This is a genomic window from Streptomyces amakusaensis, from assembly GCF_039532665.1.
Lineage (GTDB): Bacteria > Actinomycetota > Actinomycetes > Streptomycetales > Streptomycetaceae > Streptomyces > Streptomyces amakusaensis.
In genome coordinates this window covers 208,442-226,985 of sequence record NZ_BAAASB010000006.1, presented here as the reverse complement: position 1 = coordinate 226,985, position 18,544 = coordinate 208,442, and the positions used below count along the sequence as shown (strand labels likewise).

The window sequence follows — 18,544 nt, the reverse complement described above, 5'->3', positions numbered from 1 at the left end:
CGCCCGCGCCGGGGCGCGCGTTCCCTTGGAGGGGTGCGGAGACTCAGGGCGGCGGTGGCGGCGGTGCTGATCGCGCTCGTGGCCGTGCTGACGCCGCTGAGCGTGCTCGCCGTCTGGGCCGAGTGGGAGATCGGCGACACGGACGGCTATGTCACCGCCATGGCCCCGCTCGCCAAGGACCCGGCGGTGCGGAGCGCGGTCGCGGACCGCATCACCGACGAGGTGATGGGGCAGGCCGGCGGTGCCGGGGAGGCGGTGCGGCCGGGGGGCGTGGGCGGCGCGGAGGGGGTACGGGGGCTGGTGCGCGAGGCGGTGCTGTCGTTCGCCGGGACGGATTCGTATCAAACCGCCTGGAACACGGTGAACAGAGCCGCTCACACGGCCGTGGAGCAGGCGCTGACCAGCGATGAGGGCGATGTCGCGAGTATTGATCTGGCACCGGTGAGCGAGCAGGTGAAGCGGCAGCTGAGCCTGGACGGGGTGCCGTTCGCCGATCAGATCCCGGTGGTGGGCGCGAGGATCACGATCGTGGAGTCCGGGCGGCTCGGCGCGGTGCGCGAGATCTTCGACGCCCTCCAGGTCGCGGGGGTGTGGCTGCCCGCGGGGACACTGCTGCTCGCCGCCCTCGGCGTGCTCCTCGCGCCCCGCGGACGCGGGGCGCACGCCCTGGCCGGGCTGGGGCTGGCGCTCGCGGCGGGCGGGCTTCTGCTGCTGCTGGCGGTGCTGCTCGGACGGGCGCCCACCCTCGGCGATCTGCCGCCCGATGTGGACCACCGGGCGGCCGGGGCGGCCTTCGACGCCCTCGCGGGCACCCTCCGCCGGAGCGCCTGGTGGCTCATCGCGCTCGGCCTCGTCCTCGCCGCCACCGCCGGCCGCCGGCTCCACCGGGACTACTCCGGGACGGCCCCGGAGCGGGCCTGAGGCCGCGATCCGCCGCGATCCGCCGGGGCCCGGCTGGGGAGATACGGCCGGTGCTGTTCCGGTTGCGGCGAGTTGACGCCAGGGGCGGCGGGGACGGAACGATCCCGGTGGGGCCGGACGTCCTTCCTGTGTGACGCCCGGCCCGGACGTCACCCCCGATCCACCCGGCCCCGGTCCGCCCGGTCCGACCGGCGGGAAGCCACCCCATGCCCGGAGGCAGTCTTGGACAGCGCGATCCCGACCGCGGCCCCGGCCGCCGAGCCGGCCGCCGAGCCCGGCACAGGGCAGGACACCGGCCCGGACGCCCCCGCGCGCCGCCCGGGCCGCCGCCGGGGGCTCATACGGCTCGCGGTCCTGCTGCTGCTCGTGCCCACCGCGGTCACGGTCTGCCGGGCGGCGGACACCGACGCGATCACCCCCGTTCCCCAGCTGCTCGCCTTCCTGCCGTGGCTGCTGCTGCCCGCCGGGGCCGCCCTGGCGGCGGCGGTCCTCGCCCGCTGGCGGTCCGGCGTCGTGTGGGCGGCGGCGGTGCTCGCGGTCACCGGCTGGTTCGTCCGGCCGTACGACATCGGTCTCGCCGGCACTCCCCCCGGCCCGGTGACGGCCAGGTTCGAGGTGCTCACCTCCAATGTCGAGTTCGGCAACGCGACGGAAGGGCTGCTGACGGCGATCCGGCGGGAGAGACCGGATCTGGTCTTCGTGCAGGAGTGCGCGGCCCGCTGCTCGGACGGGCTCGCCGCGCGGGTGCCCCTCGCGGACTACCCGTACCGCAATGTGGTCGAGGGCCCCATGGCCTCGGGCTCGGCGATCCTCAGCAAGTACCCGCTGCGGAACACCCCCGGGATCGAGAGCACCCTCGCGATGCCGGGCGCGGTCGCGCGCATAGCGGGCCAGGAGGTGCGCCTCCAGCTCGCGCACCCGCTGCCGCCCATACCCGGCGGGGTCGACGCGTGGCGGAGCGAGCTGGGCCGGATGAGCGCCCACGCCGCGAAGACGGAGAACGGCGGCCCGGCGATCGTCGCGGGCGACTTCAACGCGACACCGGACCACGCCGCCTTCCGCCGTCTGCTGGACGCGGGCGGCCTGCGCAACAGCGCCGACCTCGGCGGAGCCTCCCGTACCCCGTCCTGGCCCACGATGGTGGGCGGACCGCTGGGCGCGCAGATAGACCATGTGCTGATCAGCCGTGAGTTCGCGGTCAGCGAGGCCCGCTTCCTGGAGCTGGGCGACACCGATCACCGCTCCCTGCTGGTCGGCCTGGAGCTGCACGACACCGGCCGGCCCTGACCGTCAGGGCCTGACCCGACCGGATACCGGGCGGGCTCCCCGCGCGGGGGCGGCTTGCCCCCGGGCACCCCCATGAGGCATGTGTAAGGACCATGGAGACCCGAGCGGGACGACTGTCCCCACCCGAGTGGCTGCTCAACACCCTGCGCCCGCGCTCCGCCCCCGTCCCCTGGGCGGCCGTCGCCCGCGCCGGAATCGCGCTCTCCGCACCGCTCGCCGTGGGCATCGCCGTGGACCGGCCCGACTACGGGGCGCTGGTGTCGATGGGCGCGCTGAACGGAGTGATCGGCGACACCGCCGACGCGTACCGGATGCGGATCTTCAACATCGCGGTCCCGCAGCTCTTCGGAGCGATCGGAGTCACCCTGGGGACGCTGGTGTACGGGGAGGGCCGGCTCGCGGTCCTGGTGCTGACCCTGGTGGCGCTGGCCTCCGGAATGATCTCCTCGATCGGTGCGGTCGCCTCCGTCTCCGGGCTGCTGCTCCTGCTCAACGCCGTGGTGGGCGCGGGCCTCCCGATGCCTCAGCCGCTGTGGATGCCGGCGGTGCTGCTCTCCCTCGGCGGGCTTCTCGTCCTGTTCCTCACCCTGCTGGGGTGGCCGCTGCGCGGCCGGATGCCGGAGCGGACGGCGGTCGCCACCGCCTACCGCGATGTCGCCGATCTGCTGGCGGCGGCGGGCACTTCGCACTACCCGGAGCGACGCCAGACCGTCACCGACTCCCTCAGCACCGCCTATGACCTGATCCTCGCCCTGCGCACCCGCGACCACGGGCGGCGCAGCCCGCTGGTGCGGCTGCTGGCCCAGCTCAATGTGCTCATCCCGCTGCTGGAGGCGGCGGCTGCGGCGCATCTGTACGGCAGGGCGTCCCGCCGCCCGCCCGTCGCCGCCGCCGTCCGGGCCATGGCGGACTCGGTGGCAGCGCCCGGCCGGGGCGGACCCGTCGATCTGTCGGGGCTGCCGGAGCCCGAGGGCCCCGCCGACCGCGCGGTGGACGCGGCGCTGCGGCACGCGGCGGCCGTGGTGCACCGGCCGGACCTCGATCCCTACCAGGGGGACGACGCCCTCGGGCGTCCGGCGGCGCTGAGCGTCCGCTTCCGGACCACCGCCCGTGCCGTGCTGCTCTCGGGGGCCTCCTGGCGGTACGGAACGCGGCTGGCGCTCTGCATCGGCCTCGCGCAGGCGCTGGTCTCGCTGGTGGACGTGCCCCGCTCGTACTGGGTCGCGCTCACCGTCACCTTTGTCATGAAGCCGGACTTCGGCTCGGTCTTCTCCCGCGCGGTCCTGCGCGCCCTGGGCACGGCGGCCGGGCTGCTGGTCGCCGCTCCCGTGCTCGCGGCGGTGCCGCGCGGCTGGTGGGACATTCCGGTGATGGCGCTGCTCGCCGCGCTGATCCCCTGGTTCTCCGCCAAGGGATACGCCTTCCAGACGGCGGCCATCACCCCGGTGATCCTGCTGCTCTCCGACACCCTCAACCGGGAGGGCTTCGATCTGGTGCTGCCCCGGCTGCTGGACAGTCTGCTGGGCTGCGCCATCGCGCTGATCGCGGGATATCTGCTCTGGCCGGAGAGCTGGCACACCCGGATCGGCGACCGGCTGGCCACGGCGGTGGAGGAGATCGCCGGGTATGTGGGATGCGCCTTCGACCCGGCGGCGGACCGGGGTGACCAGGTGCGCGGACGCCGCCGGATCTACCGCGAACTCTCCTCGGTGCGGTCCGAGTTCCAGCGCGCGCTGACCGAGCCGCCGCCGACGGGAGCGCGGGCGGCGGCCTGGTGGCCGCTGGTCGTCGCGGTCGAGCGGATCGTGGACGCGACCACGGCTGCCCGGGTCAGGGTCACCCACGGCGCGAGCCCGCCCTCGCCCGGCGAGGTGGCCGGGGTGGAGCGGGAGCTGCGCGAGCTGGCGGGGAATCTGCGCGCCAGCGAGGTCCTGGTGGAGGTGCGTACGGCCCTGGAGGGCGACGAGGACGGCGTACTCGCCCCGCTCCGCCACGAGGTGACGGCGGCCAGGGCCATCGCCTCCCCCGCGCCCCGGACCCGATAGGCCCGGCCCGCGCGGCGGCACGCGGACCGGGCCGGGGGTTCTCGCCGCAGAGCTATCCGGCGAGGCTGAACTCGCCGCCCGCCGCAATGACCGAGACGCTGCTGAGGCTGTTCACCGGAGTGAAGAGCGCGGTGCGGTTGGTGGCGGTACCGTCGCCGATCTGGCCGTTGTTGTTGTAGCCGACGGCGCTGACCTTGCCGTCCCGGTCGAGTACGAGGGTGTGGTACCCGCCGGCCGAGACGGCACGGATGTTGGCCGCGCCGTCGAGGGTGATCGGCGCGGGGCGGTTGGTGGTGGTGCCGTCGCCCTGCTGCCCCTGGGCGTTGTAGCCCCAGGTCTTCACGGTGCCGTCGGCGAGCCGGGCGACGCTGTGATAGACTCCGGCGCTGATCTCACGGGCGGTGGTGATGCCGTCCGTCTTCACCGGAGTGAGGCGCTGGGTGCTGGTGTTGTCCCCGAGCTGGCCCTCGGAACCACGGCCCCAGGCCCAGACCGTGCCGTCGGCGAGCCGCGCGAGGCTGTGCGCGCTGCCGCCCGCCACACTGCGCACATTGGCGAGCCCGCTCACCGTGACCGGCGTGGTCCGGTTGGCGACCGAGCCGTCGCCGAGCTGGCCGTTGGCGTTGTAGCCCCAGGACTTGACCGTGCCGTCGGCGAGCACCGCGATGCTGTGGAGGGCCCCGGCGGCGATGGCCTCGACATTGGTGAGCCCGGCGACCGCGACCGGAGTGTTCCGCTGAGTCGCGGAGTTGTCCCCGAGCTGGCCCTCGGAGTTGCGCCCCCAGGCCCGTACCGTGCCGTCGGCGAGCAGCGCCAGGCTGTGGTAGTTCCCGGCGGCGACGGCGACCACGCCCCGCAGACCGGTGACGGTGGAAGCCTGCTCCTGGGCGGCCGTGCTGCCGATGCCGAGCTGGCCCTCGGCATTGCGGCCCCAGCTCTCCACCGTCCCGTTGGAGAGCAGTGAGAGGCTGTGGTAGTACCCGGCGGCCAGGCTGTCGATATCGCTGCCCGTCGCGCCGGGGATGGTCACCGGCTTGTACTTGGCGGTGACGAGGGTGCCGCCGAGCTGGTAATTGTCATTGGATCCCCAGCCCTTGAGCCGGCCCTCCTGAGCCGTGGCACTGCCGGCGGGCAGCGTCGACCAGGTCGCGAGGACGGCCAGCAGCGCCAGCAGCGCGGCCAGCGCACGGGCGCCGAGCCCCCGGCCGTTGTTGGGACGTACGTTCATATCAATCCTCAACCATCACGTGGCGCAGACGGCCATCGGGGTCACGCCTGTCACCCACGGCGCAACAACTACCGTCCGGGGTGGGCCGCGAGGGGAGTCGCTCCGCCGGATGCCGGTACGTTTTCACCGGTTCGGCTGTCCGGTCTCATGAGCACGCCAACACTCCGCGACCGTCGCGGCCTTCACCGGAGCCGCCCGCTCCGCGACCCGCCGCAGCACGGCCGGAGCACCGTGGACCGTCCCAACGAACACCGCCCAGGGATGAGTTGGCATTTACCCCGGCGGCCCGCGCGCGTCAAGGCGACGGTCGGGGCGGCGAGAAGCCCCGTACACGAATCTTACGCTCAGGTATAACGTGGACACATTCCGTAAGGGCGTGGAGTAGCGGGGGTGCCCCACCGTGCGAGACAGCAACAGCGGCAGTGGCGATGGCGGAGAGGACCCTGAAGGGGCCGGCAGTGCGGCGGGCCGGAGTGGCCGAGTCCCGGCCGCACGGTCGTGGATTCGGCGGCATGGCCCGGAGTCGCTGGTCGGGGCGCTGATCGTGGCGGTCGTCGCGGCCCTGGTACCGGTGATTCTCTCCGCGCTGCTCGCGAAGGAGAGCCCCGGCCCGCCGGACAGCGGCAAACCGGCGGACTCGCCGTCGGCCTCGGTCGCCATCGTCGCCGACTGCCACGGCGAGAGCTGCGGCGGGCTCGATCCGGAGAAGGCCGGCTGCACCCGGGGGACCGTCACCCTGCGGGACGCGTGGATCGGCCTGATGCGGCTGGAGATCCGCTACAACGCGGGGTGCGAGACCGTGTGGGCCAAGCTGACCGGGGCACAGCCGGGCGACACCGTCACGATCAGCACCTCGCCGGCCCAGCGGCAGGCGGCGGAAGTGGACTGGGGCAAGACCCAGTACACCTCGATGCTTCCCGTGTCCCGGCCGGACTTCTCCGCACAGGCGACAGCGGTCGCGGTCAAGGGCGATCCGGAGCAGGAGATCCCCAAGGGGTACGAGCTGCGCATCGGGGCGAACGGCACGCATCTGCCGACCGCCCCGGCCACCCCCGGCTCCTCGTCGCCGAGCCGGGAGTGAGCCGCACGGCCCTACGGGTTCGTACGCTGCTGGAGCCGCTCCAGCTCCCGGCGGTCGCGCTTCGTCGGACGGCCCGCGCCCCGGTCGCGCACCGCCGCCGGGGCGACGAACTCCTTCGGCGGGGGCGGCGGGCTGTTGTCGATGTAGCACTGGACGGCCACCGGCGCGCCCACCCGCTTGCGGACGATCTTGACGACGACCACCACCCGCTCCCGGCCCGCGTGGAAGAGCCGGACCTGATCGCCCGCGCGCAGGTTGTGCGCGGGCTTGATCCGGGTGTCGTTGACCCGGACATGGCCCGCCTTGCACGCCGCCGCGGCCTGTGAGCGGGTCTTGGTCAGCCGCACCGACCACAGCCAGGCGTCGACCCGTACGGACCCTTCTGCCCCTTCGGTATCCATGCGTCCGACTCTACGGCTCCGCCGCCGCCGGCACCGGAATCATTTCCGGCACCGGCACGGCACCGGCACGGCACGGGCGCCCCGCCGGCACCGGCACCGGCGGGGCGGAGCCGACCAGGTCAGACGCCGATCTCCCGGCCGTCCCGGCGCCAGACCGCGACCACGGCGGGCCGCACCAGCCTGCCCGGCCCGTCCGGCCAGCTGCTCGCGGGCTTCTCGACCGAGGCCCCGTCCACCTCGCCGGGGTGCTGGACGGCGACCAGCACCCGCCGCTCCTGGATGACCGGGCCGCAGGTCTCGGCCCCCGTCGGCACGGTCAGGAACTGCTTCAGCTCACCGCGCCGCTCGCCGTGGACGGCCACTCCGAAGAGCCCGTCGTGCGAGCCCAGCTTGTTGCCGTCGGTGGAGATCCACAGATTCCCGTAAGGGTCGAACGCCACATTGTCCGGGCAGGAGATGGGGCTGACCTTCTCCTTGGGGAAGCCCGCGAAGTAGGTGGACGGATCCTTCGGATCGCCCGCGACCAGGAAGAGCCGCCAGGCGAAGCCGTCGCCCGCCGGGTCGTCCCAGTTCTCCGCCAGCTCCAGGATCTGGCCGTGCTTGTTGAGGTTGCGCGGATTGGCCTCGTCCGCGCCGGGCCTGCCGGGCTTGCCCCGGTCGGTGTTGTTGGTCAGCGCGACATAGACCCGGCCGGTGCGCGGCGAGGGCTCGACGTCCTCGGGGCGGTCCATCTTGGTCGCGCCCACCTTGTCGCCCGCGATCCGGGTGAAGACGTACACCTCGTCCGCCGTCATCCCCGGCACGTGCGAGACATCGCCGGTGGCCAGCGGGATCCAGACGCCGGAGCCGTCGAACTCCCCGTCGTCCGGGAGCCTGCCCGAGCCGTCGACGGCCTCCGGGCTGTCGCCGCTCAGCTTGGCGACGTACAGCGTGCCCTCGTCCAGCAGCGTGCGGTTGTGCTCGCGCGCCGCCCGTGACGTGCCCTTCTTCATACGCTTCGACGAGACGAACTTGTAGAAGTAGTCGAACCGTTCGTCGTCCCCCATGTAGACCACGGGACGGCCGTCGTCGGTCAGCCGGGGCTGCGCGGCCTCGTGCTTGAAGCGGCCGAGCGCGGTGCGCTTGCGGGGCGTGAAGTCGGGGTCGTACGGGTCCAGCTCGACCACCCAGCCGTGACGGTGGGACTCATGGGGCTCCAGCGTCGCGTCGAAGCGCCGGTCGAACCGCTCCCACTTGCGCTCGGAGGGACCGGCGGCGATGCCGTAACGGCGGTCGGTCTCGCTCGCGCCATTGGCGAAGTACTGGTTGAAGTTCTCCTCGCCGTGGAGCGTGGTGCCCCAGGGGGTGGTGCCGCCCGCGCAGTTGTTGAGCGTCCCGCGCACCCGTACGCCGGTCCTGTCGGCGGAGGTCCTCAGCAGCGGACTGCCCGCCGCCGGGCCGGTGACCTCGAAGAGGCTGGTCGCGGTGAGCCTGCGGTTGAGGTGGTGACGGTTGACCGGGGTGAGCCTGCCCGTCGGCCGTTCCTCCTGGACCACGACGACCGAGAGACCGTGGGCGGCCCAGGCGATCTCGACCTGTTCGCGGGTCGGATTCTCCGGGTCGTACTTCCGGAACATCAGCATCTCGTCGGTGTACTCGTGGTTGGCGACGAGCACTTGGCGACGGCGCTCACCCGGGAGGGGGAGCAGCGAGAGGAAGTCGTTGTTGTAGCCGAACTGCCCCGCCTGGGCCTTCGCGGTCTGCTTCTCCGCGTTGAAGGCGGGCGCGCCGCGCAGGATGGGGTCGCCCCAGCGGATCACCACATTCTGGCCGTACCCGGCGGGGACGGTGACCCTGTCGTTCACATTGGGGGGTACGGGGGTGAACCGCAGGCCCCTCGCTCCGTCGGCGCGGCCCTTGCCCCTGGCGGTGGCGGCTGTGGCGGGCGCGGCGGCGGCCGGTGCGGCGTGTGCCCGGGAGCCGCCGTCCGGCCCGGCGAGCGCGGCGGTCCCGGCGGCCGTCGCGACGGTCACCACGGCGGCGGCGCGCACCATCGAGCGGCGGGAGAGGGCTCCGGCGATGATGTCGCCCGCGTACTCATTGCCGCTGGTGTTCGGGACCTCCTGGAAGCAGGCGTCACCGCAGCGGTAGCGGCAGGTCAGCGCCGAACGTCCGCCCGCGTGCGGCTTGGTGCTCAAGAGCGGCAGCAGTCTGCGCACTTTTCCTCCTCCGGCGCACACCGCGCCGACAGTCTGTCGGAATCTCTCCGGGCCAGACGTTAGGCGGCGAGCCGTGCGCGGCGGGGGACTCGGAGTGAACGGTGGGTGAACCCGGCGAGTGCGGTGGGGATTGAGGTTCTGGGGCCGTCGGGCGCGGGGCCCGCCCCCGCAGGGGTCGCCGACGGGTGGCGGCTAACCTTACGTGTCCGCCCTGGCCAGGACATATCACGGACAACCTGGCCCAAAAGCGGAGAATACTCCACCCAACTCATGCGAAAGGCCTCGCACATGGGCATTCGGAGCCTGCTGCGCAAGATGTTCGGCCGCGATCGTTCGGAGCCCAGCGAGTCGGCGGCCGCATCCTCCGTACCGCCCCAGTCCGAACACACGGAACCGGCCACCGCCACCGCCATCGCTGCTGCCACCGTCCCGCCTCCGGCCGAGACTCCCGCCGAGACTCCCGCCGAGCCCGCGCCCGCGCCTTCCACGACGACGACGGCGACCGTGCCGACGACGGCGACGGACCTGGTGTCGGCGGCGTTCGACAATCCGCAGGCCCGCCCGCAGACGGCCGCGGTGCCGCCGCAGTCCCGCACAGAGCCGGAACCGGAACCGGAACCGAAGGCGGAACCGGAGCTGAAGCCCGAGCCGGACCCGGAGCCGGAGCCGGAGCCGGAGCCCGCACCGATCGTGACGGCGGAGAAGGCCCCCGAGCCGGTCGAGGAGACCCCCGCACCGGCCGAGCCGGAGCCCGCACCGGCACCCGAGGTGGTCGTCGACGAGCCCGCCAAGGCCGCCGAGGCCCCCGCGGCCCTTGAGGACCCGGTGGTGGCGACCGCCGAGGAGACCCCCGTACCGGCCGAGCCGGAGCCCGAGCCGGAGCCGGAGCCCGAGGCCGAGCCCGAGAGCGCCCTCCCGCATCACGCGGCCGCGCGGGACGCGGTGCGGCGGGCCGGGATCAAGGTCAAGAGCGGCCGGTCGCGGACGCGGGTGTATCTGGTGCTGGACCGGTCCGGCTCGATGCGCCCGTACTACAAGGACGGCAGCGCCCAGCGCCTCGGCGAGCAGACGCTCGCGCTCGCCGCGCAGTTCCAGGACGATCCCTCGGTCAAGGTGGTGTTCTTCTCGACCGAGGTCGACGGGACCGGCGAGCTGACCGCCGAGGCGTACGAGGGCAGGATCGACGAACTGCACGGCTCGCTCGGGCGGATGGGGCGCACCAACTACCATCTCGCCGTCGACGCGGTCCTCGCCCTCCACGTCAAGGCCGCTCCCCGCGCGCCCGCGCTGGTCGTCTTCCAGACCGACGGCGCGCCCGAGTCGAAGACCGCCGCGACCGCCGCGCTGGCGGCGGCGGCCACGACCGCCCCGAAGGTGTTCTGGCAGTTCGTCGCGTTCGGCGAGGAGGACGCGAAGGGGTTCGACTACCTGCGCAGGCTCACCGCCGAGAACGCGGCCTTCTTCCACGCGGGCCCCACCCCCGGCGCGCTCGCCGACGAGGCGCTGTACGACGGGATCCTCCAGGCCTGGCGTCCCTGACCCGCGGTGTCCTAGAGCGCGGGAACGACGGGCAGCGACACGGTGACGGTCAGGCCCCCCTCGGGGCCGGGCCCGGCCGTCACCTCGCCGTCGTGGGCACGGGCGATCGAGCGGACGATCGACAGCCCGAGGCCCGCCCCGGGCCCCATCCGGTCCCGCCCCTCACCCCGCCGGAAGGGCTCGAAGAGCGCCGGGATCTCCTCCGCGGGGATCACCGGCCCGCTGTTCTCCACCGTCAGCGTCCCGCCCTCGACCCGTACCGACACCGTCCCGCCGGGCACGTTGTACGCCACCGCGTTGGCGACCAGATTGCCGACCATCCGGTCCAGCAGCGTCCGGTTCCCGCGCACAACGGCCGGTCCGGCCGCCTCGGCCGTCACCCCCTGTCTGCGGGACTCCTCGACCGCGGCCTCCCCGAGGTCGACGTCGTCCCGCTCGGACAGCCCGCGCTCCCCGTGCGCCAGCAGCAGCAGGCCGTCGATCAGCCGCTCGCTGCGGCGGTTGCTCTCCAGCAGGATCTCCCTGGTGGCGGCGGTCTCCTCGGGGTTGCCCGAGGCCAGCCCCACCTGGATCGCGGTGCGCTGGGTGGCCAGCGGGGTGCGCAGCTCGTGCGAGGCATTGGCGATGAACCGCCGCTGGCTGTCGAAGGCCGTCTCCAGCCGCGCGAGCAGCGCGTCCAGGGTGTCCCCCAGCTCTTTCAGCTCGTCGTCGGGGCCGCTCGCCCCGATCCGCTCGTGCAGCGTCCGCTCGGAGAGCTTCCGGGCCTTCGCCGTCATGGCGTGCACGGGCCGCAGCAGCCGGCCGGCCGTCCACCAGCCCACCACCACCGCGCAGAGCGCCGTGATCAGCAGCGCGGTGAAGGACCAGAAGAGCAGCTGCGCGGCGGCGGCCTCGCTGACGGTCCCGGTGAGCTGGAACGCGCTGATCTGCTCCAGGGACGCTCCCTCCCCGCCCGCCGGGAGCGCCCGCCGGGCGATCGCCTCCGCCTCCGACCGCGTGCCCTCGGTGGAGAGCAGATAGACCACGGCGAGCAGCACCGCGCCCAGCACCAGGAAGACCGCCCCGAACACCAGGGCGATCCTGGTCCGGATCGTGGAACCGGGCCCCAGCCGGCCGGGCCCCCTGTGCGCCACCCGTGTCGCGGGGGCGGGCGCGGCGCTCACAGCGCGTACCCCACGCCCTGGACGGTACGGATCAGCCCGGGTTCCCCGAGTTTTCCGCGCAGCTTGCTCATGCAGACGCGTACCGCGCCGGTGAAGGGGTCGGTGTGCGCGTCCCAGGCCCGCTCCAGCAGCTCCTCGGCGGAGACGGTCGCACCGTCGGACTCCAGCAGGATCTGGAGTACGGAGAACTCCTTGGGCGACAGATCGAGCTCCCGCCCGTCCCGCTCGGCGCGTCTGCGCACACTGTCGAGCCGGACCCCGTGCCGCTCCAGCAGCGGCGGCACCGGGCGGGCGCTGCGCCGCCGCAGCGCCCGGACCCGGGAGACCAGCTCGGGGAAGTCGAAGGGCTTGCCCAGATAGTCGTCGGCCCCCAGGTCGAGCCCCTCGACCCGGTCCTCCGGGGCGGCGGAGGCGGTCAGCATCAGAATCCTGGTGCGGGCGGCGGCGGCGACCAGCGCGCGGGCCACCTCGTCGCCGTGGAGCCGGGGCAGATCGCGGTCGAGGACGACCACGTCGTAGTCGTACAGCCCCAGACGGGCGAGTGCCTCGTCCCCGCTGTAGACCGTGTCCACGGCGAATCCCGCCCGCCGCAGCCCGGTGGCGACCAGCTCGGCCAGAACCTGTTCATCCTCGGCGACCAGTACCCGCATGTCGTTCTCTCCTCGTGCCCGATCCACCCGCAAGAGATACGCCACGGGGTGTTTCGCCGATGTCTCCGCCCCCCGGTGCCCGCGCGGGATTATCGCGGTGAGAAGGGCATCGCCGGGCCAGTAGGATTTCGACATGGCGGCCACTGGATCCGAGAAGCAGGGGGCGGCGGCGTACTACGTCTCGACCCCCATTTACTACGTCAACGACGCTCCTCACCTGGGCCACGCCTACACGACCGTCGCAGGCGACGTGCTCACCCGCTGGCACCGTCAGCGCGGCGAGAAGGTGTGGTACCTCACCGGCACGGACGAGCACGGTCAGAAGATCATGCGCACTGCCGAGGCGAATGGGGTCACTCCTCAGGAGTGGTGCGACAAGCTCGTGGAAGAGGCGTGGAAGCCCCTCTGGGAGCATCTCAACATCGCGAACGACGATTTCATCCGCACCACCGAGAAGCGGCACACGGACCGGGTGAAGGAATTCGTCCAGGATCTCTACGACAAGGGCGAGATCTACAAGGGCGGATACGAGGGCCCGTACTGCGTGGGCTGTGAGGAGTACAAGCTCCCCGGCGATCTGGTCGACGGCGAGGGCGAGTACGCGGGCGAGAAGCTCTGCCCCATTCACAAGAAGCCGGTGGAACTCCTCAAGGAGGAGAACTACTTCTTCAAGCTGAGCGAGTACGGACCGAAGCTGCTGGAGCTGTACGAGGCCGACCCCGGCTTCATCCAGCCCGAGTCCGCCCGCAACGAGGTCGTGAACTTCGTCAAGCAGGGCCTTCAGGACCTGTCGATCTCCCGGTCCACCTTCGACTGGGGTGTGAAGGTCCCGTGGGACGAGAAGCACGTGATCTACGTGTGGATCGACGCGCTGCTCAATTACGCCACCGCGGTCGGCTACAACGAGAACCCGGCGAAGTTCGCCGAGACCTTCCCCGCCAATGTGCATCTGGTCGGCAAGGACATTCTCCGTTTCCACGCGATCATCTGGCCGGCGATGCTGATGGCGAACGGGCTGCCGGTGCCGGGGCGCGTGGCGGCCAACGGCTGGCTGATGGTCGGCGGCGAGAAGATGTCGAAGTCGAATCTGACCGGCATCAAGCCGCAGGATCTGACCTCGCACTTCGGCGTCGACGCCTACCGCTGGTACTTCCTGCGCGCCATCGCCTTCGGCCAGGACGGCTCCTTCTCGTGGGAGGACTTCACCGCCCGCTACACGAGCGAGCTGGCGAACGACTACGGCAACCTGGCGTCCCGGGTCGCCGCGATGGTCGGCAAGTACTTCGGCGGCGCGCTGCCGGCCGCGACCGCCGCCGGTGACGCCGAGACGGCGGTCCAGGAGGGGCTGGCGCGGGCCGCGGCCACGGCGGACGCGAAGATCGGCGACGAGCTGGACTTCCAGGGCGGCATCCTGGCGATCTTCGACTTCGTGAAGCAGGTCAACGGCTATCTGACCGAGCAGGAGCCGTGGAAGGTCGCCAAGGACGACTCTCCCGAGGGTCGGGCCCGGCTGGCGACGATCCTCTACACGGCCGCCGAGTCCCTGCGGGGCGTCGCGGTGCTGCTGAACTCCGTGATGCCCGAGACCTCGCAGGCGCTGTGGGACTCGCTGGGCGCGGAGGCCGCTCTCGGCGCGCTCGGTGAGCAGCGCGTCCAGGACGCCGGCGCCTGGGGTCTGCTGCCCGCGGGCTCGACGGTCACCAAGGGCGCGGTGCTCTTCCCGCGTCTGGAGGACCCGAAGAAGGACCAGTAGCCGTACGCGGTTCACCGCACGAGGAGGACCGCCGCCCCGAGGGAAGGGGCGGCGGTCCTCCTGTCTCGTTCGTACGCCGCCGGCGAAGGCGCTCTCAGCGGGCCAGCGACTTCTCCGGCCCCATCACCACCACCGGCCGCGCCTTCGGATCCAGCAGCTTCAGCAGCTCCGCGACCCGGGGTCTGGCGAGGCCGACACAGCCCTGTGTCGCACCGCCGTGGTCGACATGGATCCAGATGCCGCCGCCCTTCGCCTCGCCGAGCGGGCGCGTCCAGTCCAGCGGGGTGAGGCCGGGCTTCCGGTTGTAGTTGACCGCCACCACATGGTCGAACGCGCCGTCCAGGGGCTTCCCGTCGAAGTTGGTCCCCCGGGCGGTGAACTCCGGCCGCCGGTCGTACGGCAGCTCGGTGCCCGGGTCGGGCAGCAGCCCGCCCGCGTCGGTGAGCCCGTACACCCCGATCGGTGTGCGCAGATCGCCCAGGCGATGGTCCTCGGTCCAGCCCTTCAGCCCGTTGCGGGCGGGCCAGGGCCCGGCGGCCCGCCGCCAGCCGCTCTCCGGACCGCTCTCCTGCCCGCTCTCCGGTCCGCGCTCCGGTCCGCGCTCGTAGAGGGCGGCCGTGGCGCGGTTGGCGTCGGCTCCCCCGCCGCTCACCACGAGGACCTGCCGGGTCCGGCCGTCGATCCCGGCCAGGGTCCGGGGCCCGATCCCGGGCAGCTCCCGGCGCGCCTCGCGCCGCGCCTCCTGCGTCCGCACCGAGGCCGAGAGGGAAGGGGAGGAGGAGACGGGTTCCGCCGGGCGCTTCGCGTCGTCGGGCGGGGCGGTGGCGGCGGGTGCGCCGCAGCCGGTGAGCAGCGCCGCGAGGGCGAGCCCGGCGGCCGGGAGCGCGGCGGACCTGCGGATACGGGAGGTCATCGGGGTGTCCTTCACTGCGGGGCGCTGGAGGCCCGCGACTTGTCCACGGCCTCGTACAGGGGCGCGGTGGGTGCGGTCATCTCCCGGAACCGGGTGCTGTTGACGATCCGCTGGACCGTCGCCCTCGTCTCCTCGGAGGCGTTCACATGGACACAGATGTCGAAGTCGGTCCTCAGGTCGTAGTTCGTCCCCTCGTCCAGCGCCTCGGTCGTGTACGAGAGATCGCCGCCGACCCGCCGGCAGAAGCTGTCCGTCCGCCGGGGCGGCTCCGGGCCGTTCCCGCTCTTCGCCCGGTCCGGGCCCCCGCTCGTGCCGTCGGTCAGCCGGATCAGCACGTCCTCGCGTCCCAGCTTCCTCAAGGACGCGCAGTCGGTGTCGGTCTCCGGCTCGCAGGAGTCCGCCAGCCCGGTCAGGGGCACCGTCCCCGCGTACCCGACCGCCGCCGCGGGCCCACCGGCGGCGGGCACGGTCAGCGCCCGCCAGGACTCGGGAAGATCGATCGTCGCGCCCGCCAGCAGCGGGAAGCGCACGGAGCGCACCTTCTCCTCGCCCCACTGGACGGGCGGCTCCGCCTGTCTGTACGAGGGCCCGGGGGCGGGTTCCGAGGCGGCGGGCCGCACCGGCCGGACACCGGCGTCGCGCAGCGCGGTCGGCAGCACCGTCCCGGCGACCGCCAGCGCGGACGCGACGAGCACCGCGGCCCCCGCCCTGCGGCGTCTGCGGCGGGCCACCCGCTCCCGCACCTGGCGCAGCCGTCCCTCCGGCGCCGCGAGTTCGGGCGTGGCCCGTTCCAGCAGGACGCGCAGCTCGTCCTCGCCGTGTTCCCTGTGCTCAGCAGGCCTTCGCATGGAGATCACCCCCGTGTCCGGCGTGTTCCGGAAGCAGCTCCCGCAGGGTCCGCAGGGCCTTGGACGACTGGCTCTTGACGGTGCCGGGCGCACAGCCGAGGGTGGCCGCGGTCTCCTCGACGCTCAGATCCTCGAAGAAGCGGAGCACCACCACCGCGCGCTGCCGGACCGGAAGGGCCCGGACGGCGGCGGCGAGCGACTGCTCCAGGTCGACACAGGCGTACGCGTCCCAGGAGACGACCGTGTCGGGAAGCTCGCCGTGCGGCAGCTCGCCCCGCCAGCGCCTGCGCCACCAGGAGGCATGGGTGTGCACCAGAGCCTTGCGGATGTACGCCTCCGGATGGTCGCCGGAGATCTTGCGCCACTTGGGCCAGACCTTCGCCAGTACGGTCTGGAGCAGATCCTCCGCGAGGTGGGCGTCGCCGGTGAGCAGCCAGGCCACTCTCAGCAGCCGTGGCCCCCGTGCCCCCACAAACGCTTCAAAATCGCTCGCGTCTCCCCCGGAGCCCATCACGCCGATCCCGTCCTCGATTTCCGTCGTCCACGTCTGTGGAACGCCCCAGGGGCCGGTTCCGGTTGCCCCGGGTACGGGACAGGGCCCGGTACGCGAGGCGTACCGGGCCCTGGTCGGTGCGGGAGCCGGGGTGCTACTCGGCGGCGGCGGCCGGCTTGGCGACCGGCTTGCGGAGCTGGATGTTCAGCTCGCGCAGCCGCGACTCGTCCAGCTCGGACGGCGCGCCCATCATCAGGTCCTGCGCGTTGCCGTTGAGCGGGAAGGCGATGGTCTCGCGGATGTTGGGCTCACCGGCGAGGAGCATCACGATGCGGTCGACGCCCGGGGCGATGCCGCCGTGCGGGGGAGCGCCGAGGCGGAAGGCGCGGAGCATGCCCGCGAACTCCTGCTCGACGGTCTCGCGGGTGTAGCCGGCGATCTCGAAGGCGCGGAGCATGATCTCGGGCTCGTGGTTCCGGATCGCGCCGGAGGACAGCTCGAAGCCGTTGCAGACGATGTCGTACTGCCAGGCCAGGATGGAGAGCGGGTCCTTCTCCTCCAGGTCCTTCATGCCGCCCTGCGGCATGGAGAACGGGTTGTGGGAGAAGTCGATCTTCCCGGTCTCCTCGTCGCGCTCGTACATCGGGAAGTCGACGATCCAGCAGAAGCGGAACTCGTTCTCGACGAAGTGCCCGGCGCGCTTGGCGGCCTCGACCCGGACGCCGCCCATGATCTTGGAGACCTCTTCGTAGTCGCCCGCGCCGAAGAAGACGGCGTGACCGGCGGCGAGGCCCAGCCGCTCGGTGAGGACGGCGACGTTCTCGGCGGTGAGGAACTTGGCGATCGGGCCGGAGAGCGAGCCGTCCTCGGCGACGCGCACCCAGGCCAGGCCCTTCGCGCCGAGCGAGACGGCGAAGTCGCCGAGACCGTCGAAGAACTTGCGGGGCTGGGCGGCGACGTCCGGCACCGGCAGGGCGCGGACGTGCTTCCCGGCGAAGGCCTTGAACTCGGAGCCCTCGAAGACATCGGTGATGTCGACCAGCTCCAGCTCGGCGCGGAGGTCCGGCTTGTCGCTGCCGTACTTCAGCATCGACTCGCGGAACGGGATGCGCGGGAAGGGCGAGGTGACCGGCCGGCCGCCGCCGAACTCCTCGAACAGCTCGGTCATGAGCTTCTCGATCGGCTGGAAGACGTCCTCCTGCTCGACGAAGCTCATCTCGACGTCGAGCTGGTAGAACTCGCCGGGGGAGCGGTCGGCGCGGGCGTCCTCGTCGCGGAAGCAGGGCGCGATCTGGAAGTAGCGGTCGAAGCCGGAGATCATCAGCAGCTGCTTGAACTGCTGCGGGGCCTGCGGCAGCGCGTAGAACTTGCCCGGGTTGAGCCGCGAGGGGACCACGAAGTCGCGCGCGCCCTCGGGGGAGGTCGCGGCCAGGATCGGGGTCGCCATCTCGTTGAAGCCGAGGGTGGTCATCTTGTGCCGGATGGCGGAGATGACGGCGCTGCGCAGCATGATGTTGCGGTGCATGCGCTCACGGCGCAGGTCGAGGAAGCGGTACTCCAGGCGCCGCTCCTCGTTGACGCCGTCGTCGGCGTTGATGGTGAACGGGATCTGGGCGGCCGCGCCCAGCACCTCGACGGCGGAGACCTCGATCTCGATCTCGCCGGTGGGCAGCTCGGGGTTGACGTTGTCCGCGCCCCGGCTGACGACCGTGCCGTCGATACGGACGACGGTCTCCTTGGTGAGGTGGCTCAGCGCCTCGTTGGCGGCGGTGCCCGGGCGGGCCACCAGCTGGGTGATGCCGTAGTGGTCGCGCAGATCGATGAAGAGGATGCCGCCCAGGTCTCGGCGATTGTGCAGCCAGCCGCTCAGCCGGACGTCGGTGGAGACGTCAGAGGCGCGGAGCTCGCCGCACGTGTGTGACCTGTACCGATGCATCGTCGTTCATCCAGTCTTGGTGATTTTGGGATGGGGCGGGCCCATCAAGGTTACCGCCCGGACCTCCTAAACCTCATTGGCATAGACA

The 18,544-nt window shown here is 72.4% G+C and carries 15 protein-coding genes; 6 read left to right on the top strand and 9 right to left on the bottom strand.

The window, feature by feature from the left end:
- The first annotated feature begins 33 nt into the window (after positions 1-33).
- From ABD371_RS13115 to ABD371_RS13105, 3 genes are all read left to right on the top strand, one after another.
- Positions 34-921: a hypothetical protein gene (locus ABD371_RS13115; protein ID WP_344476200.1), complete on the top strand. Its 888-nt coding sequence runs from the start codon at positions 34-36 to the stop codon at positions 919-921.
- A gap of 222 nt (positions 922-1,143) precedes the next feature.
- Positions 1,144-2,208, top strand: a complete 1,065-nt coding sequence (locus ABD371_RS13110) for an endonuclease/exonuclease/phosphatase family protein (RefSeq protein ID WP_344476198.1) — start codon at positions 1,144-1,146, stop codon at positions 2,206-2,208.
- A gap of 92 nt (positions 2,209-2,300) precedes the next feature.
- Positions 2,301-4,253, top strand: a complete 1,953-nt coding sequence (locus ABD371_RS13105) for an FUSC family protein (RefSeq protein ID WP_344476196.1) — start codon at positions 2,301-2,303, stop codon at positions 4,251-4,253.
- A 52-nt stretch (positions 4,254-4,305) separates the two neighbouring features.
- Here ABD371_RS13105 and ABD371_RS13100 read toward each other — a convergent pair whose 3' ends face one another.
- Positions 4,306-5,481: an RCC1 domain-containing protein gene (locus tag ABD371_RS13100; RefSeq protein ID WP_344476194.1), complete on the bottom strand. Its 1,176-nt coding sequence runs from the start codon at positions 5,479-5,481 to the stop codon at positions 4,306-4,308.
- A gap of 544 nt (positions 5,482-6,025) precedes the next feature.
- On the opposite strand from ABD371_RS13100, the gene ABD371_RS13095 reads away from it, so the two are divergent.
- Positions 6,026-6,562, top strand: coding sequence for a DUF2690 domain-containing protein (locus tag ABD371_RS13095; RefSeq protein WP_344476192.1), 537 nt, complete (start codon positions 6,026-6,028; stop codon positions 6,560-6,562).
- An 11-nt stretch (positions 6,563-6,573) separates the two neighbouring features.
- Here ABD371_RS13095 and ABD371_RS13090 read toward each other — a convergent pair whose 3' ends face one another.
- The gene (locus tag ABD371_RS13090; RefSeq protein WP_344476190.1) at positions 6,574-6,963 is read right to left on the bottom strand and encodes an RNA-binding S4 domain-containing protein; all 390 of its coding nucleotides are present in this window, start codon (positions 6,961-6,963) and stop codon (positions 6,574-6,576) included.
- Positions 6,964-7,082: 119 nt separating this feature from the next.
- Entirely contained in the window at positions 7,083-9,161 is a 2,079-nt protein-coding gene (locus ABD371_RS13085; protein ID WP_344476189.1) for a PhoX family protein, read from the bottom strand.
- Positions 9,162-9,449: 288 nt separating this feature from the next.
- On the opposite strand from ABD371_RS13085, the gene ABD371_RS13080 reads away from it, so the two are divergent.
- Positions 9,450-10,700, top strand: coding sequence for a VWA domain-containing protein (locus ABD371_RS13080; protein ID WP_344476187.1), 1,251 nt, complete (start codon positions 9,450-9,452; stop codon positions 10,698-10,700).
- Between the two features lie 11 nt (positions 10,701-10,711).
- On the opposite strand, the gene ABD371_RS13075 is transcribed toward ABD371_RS13080, so the two are convergent.
- Complete coding sequence (locus ABD371_RS13075; RefSeq protein WP_381733698.1) at positions 10,712-11,863, bottom strand: sensor histidine kinase; 1,152 nt, start codon at positions 11,861-11,863, stop codon at positions 10,712-10,714.
- Positions 11,860-12,513: a response regulator transcription factor gene (locus tag ABD371_RS13070; RefSeq protein WP_344476185.1), complete on the bottom strand. Its 654-nt coding sequence runs from the start codon at positions 12,511-12,513 to the stop codon at positions 11,860-11,862. Before ABD371_RS13070 ends, ABD371_RS13075 begins: the two co-directional genes overlap by 4 nt.
- A gap of 133 nt (positions 12,514-12,646) precedes the next feature.
- Between ABD371_RS13070 and metG the strand changes: the two genes are divergently transcribed.
- Positions 12,647-14,266, top strand: a complete 1,620-nt coding sequence (metG, locus tag ABD371_RS13065) for a methionine--tRNA ligase (protein WP_344476183.1) — start codon at positions 12,647-12,649, stop codon at positions 14,264-14,266.
- A 94-nt stretch (positions 14,267-14,360) separates the two neighbouring features.
- Here metG and ABD371_RS13060 read toward each other — a convergent pair whose 3' ends face one another.
- The 4 genes from ABD371_RS13060 to aspS form a co-directional block, all read right to left on the bottom strand.
- Positions 14,361-15,179 carry a L,D-transpeptidase family protein gene (locus ABD371_RS13060; protein WP_344476181.1) on the bottom strand — a complete coding sequence of 273 codons (819 nt, stop codon included), beginning with the start codon at positions 15,177-15,179 and terminating at the stop codon, positions 14,361-14,363.
- Positions 15,180-15,190: 11 nt separating this feature from the next.
- On the bottom strand, positions 15,191-16,027 hold the full coding sequence (locus ABD371_RS13055) for a hypothetical protein (protein WP_344476179.1): 837 nt from the start codon (positions 16,025-16,027) through the stop codon (positions 15,191-15,193).
- Positions 16,011-16,538, bottom strand: a complete 528-nt coding sequence (locus ABD371_RS13050) for a SigE family RNA polymerase sigma factor (protein ID WP_344476177.1) — start codon at positions 16,536-16,538, stop codon at positions 16,011-16,013. The genes ABD371_RS13055 and ABD371_RS13050 overlap by 17 nt, the downstream gene beginning before the upstream one ends.
- A 136-nt stretch (positions 16,539-16,674) precedes the next feature.
- Positions 16,675-18,456, bottom strand: coding sequence for an aspartate--tRNA ligase (gene aspS / locus ABD371_RS13045; RefSeq protein WP_344476174.1), 1,782 nt, complete (start codon positions 18,454-18,456; stop codon positions 16,675-16,677).
- Positions 18,457-18,544 lie beyond the last annotated feature (88 nt).

Excerpts from the sequence above, each read along its gene's own strand:
- ABD371_RS13105 (WP_344476196.1), top strand. The coding sequence starts at position 2,301 with ATGGAGACCCGAGCGGGACGACTGTCCCCACCCGAGTGGCTGCTCAAC.
- ABD371_RS13100 (WP_344476194.1), bottom strand. The coding sequence starts at position 5,481 with ATGAACGTACGTCCCAACAACGGCCGGGGGCTCGGCGCCCGTGCGCTG.
- ABD371_RS13090 (WP_344476190.1), bottom strand. The coding sequence starts at position 6,963 with ATGGATACCGAAGGGGCAGAAGGGTCCGTACGGGTCGACGCCTGGCTG.
- ABD371_RS13080 (WP_344476187.1), top strand. The coding sequence starts at position 9,450 with ATGGGCATTCGGAGCCTGCTGCGCAAGATGTTCGGCCGCGATCGTTCG.
- ABD371_RS13070 (WP_344476185.1), bottom strand. The coding sequence starts at position 12,513 with ATGCGGGTACTGGTCGCCGAGGATGAACAGGTTCTGGCCGAGCTGGTC.
- metG (WP_344476183.1), top strand. The coding sequence starts at position 12,647 with ATGGCGGCCACTGGATCCGAGAAGCAGGGGGCGGCGGCGTACTACGTC.
- ABD371_RS13060 (WP_344476181.1), bottom strand. The coding sequence starts at position 15,179 with ATGACCTCCCGTATCCGCAGGTCCGCCGCGCTCCCGGCCGCCGGGCTC.
- ABD371_RS13055 (WP_344476179.1), bottom strand. The coding sequence starts at position 16,027 with ATGCGAAGGCCTGCTGAGCACAGGGAACACGGCGAGGACGAGCTGCGC.
- ABD371_RS13050 (WP_344476177.1), bottom strand. The coding sequence starts at position 16,538 with ATGGGCTCCGGGGGAGACGCGAGCGATTTTGAAGCGTTTGTGGGGGCA.
- aspS (WP_344476174.1), bottom strand. The coding sequence starts at position 18,456 with ATGCATCGGTACAGGTCACACACGTGCGGCGAGCTCCGCGCCTCTGAC.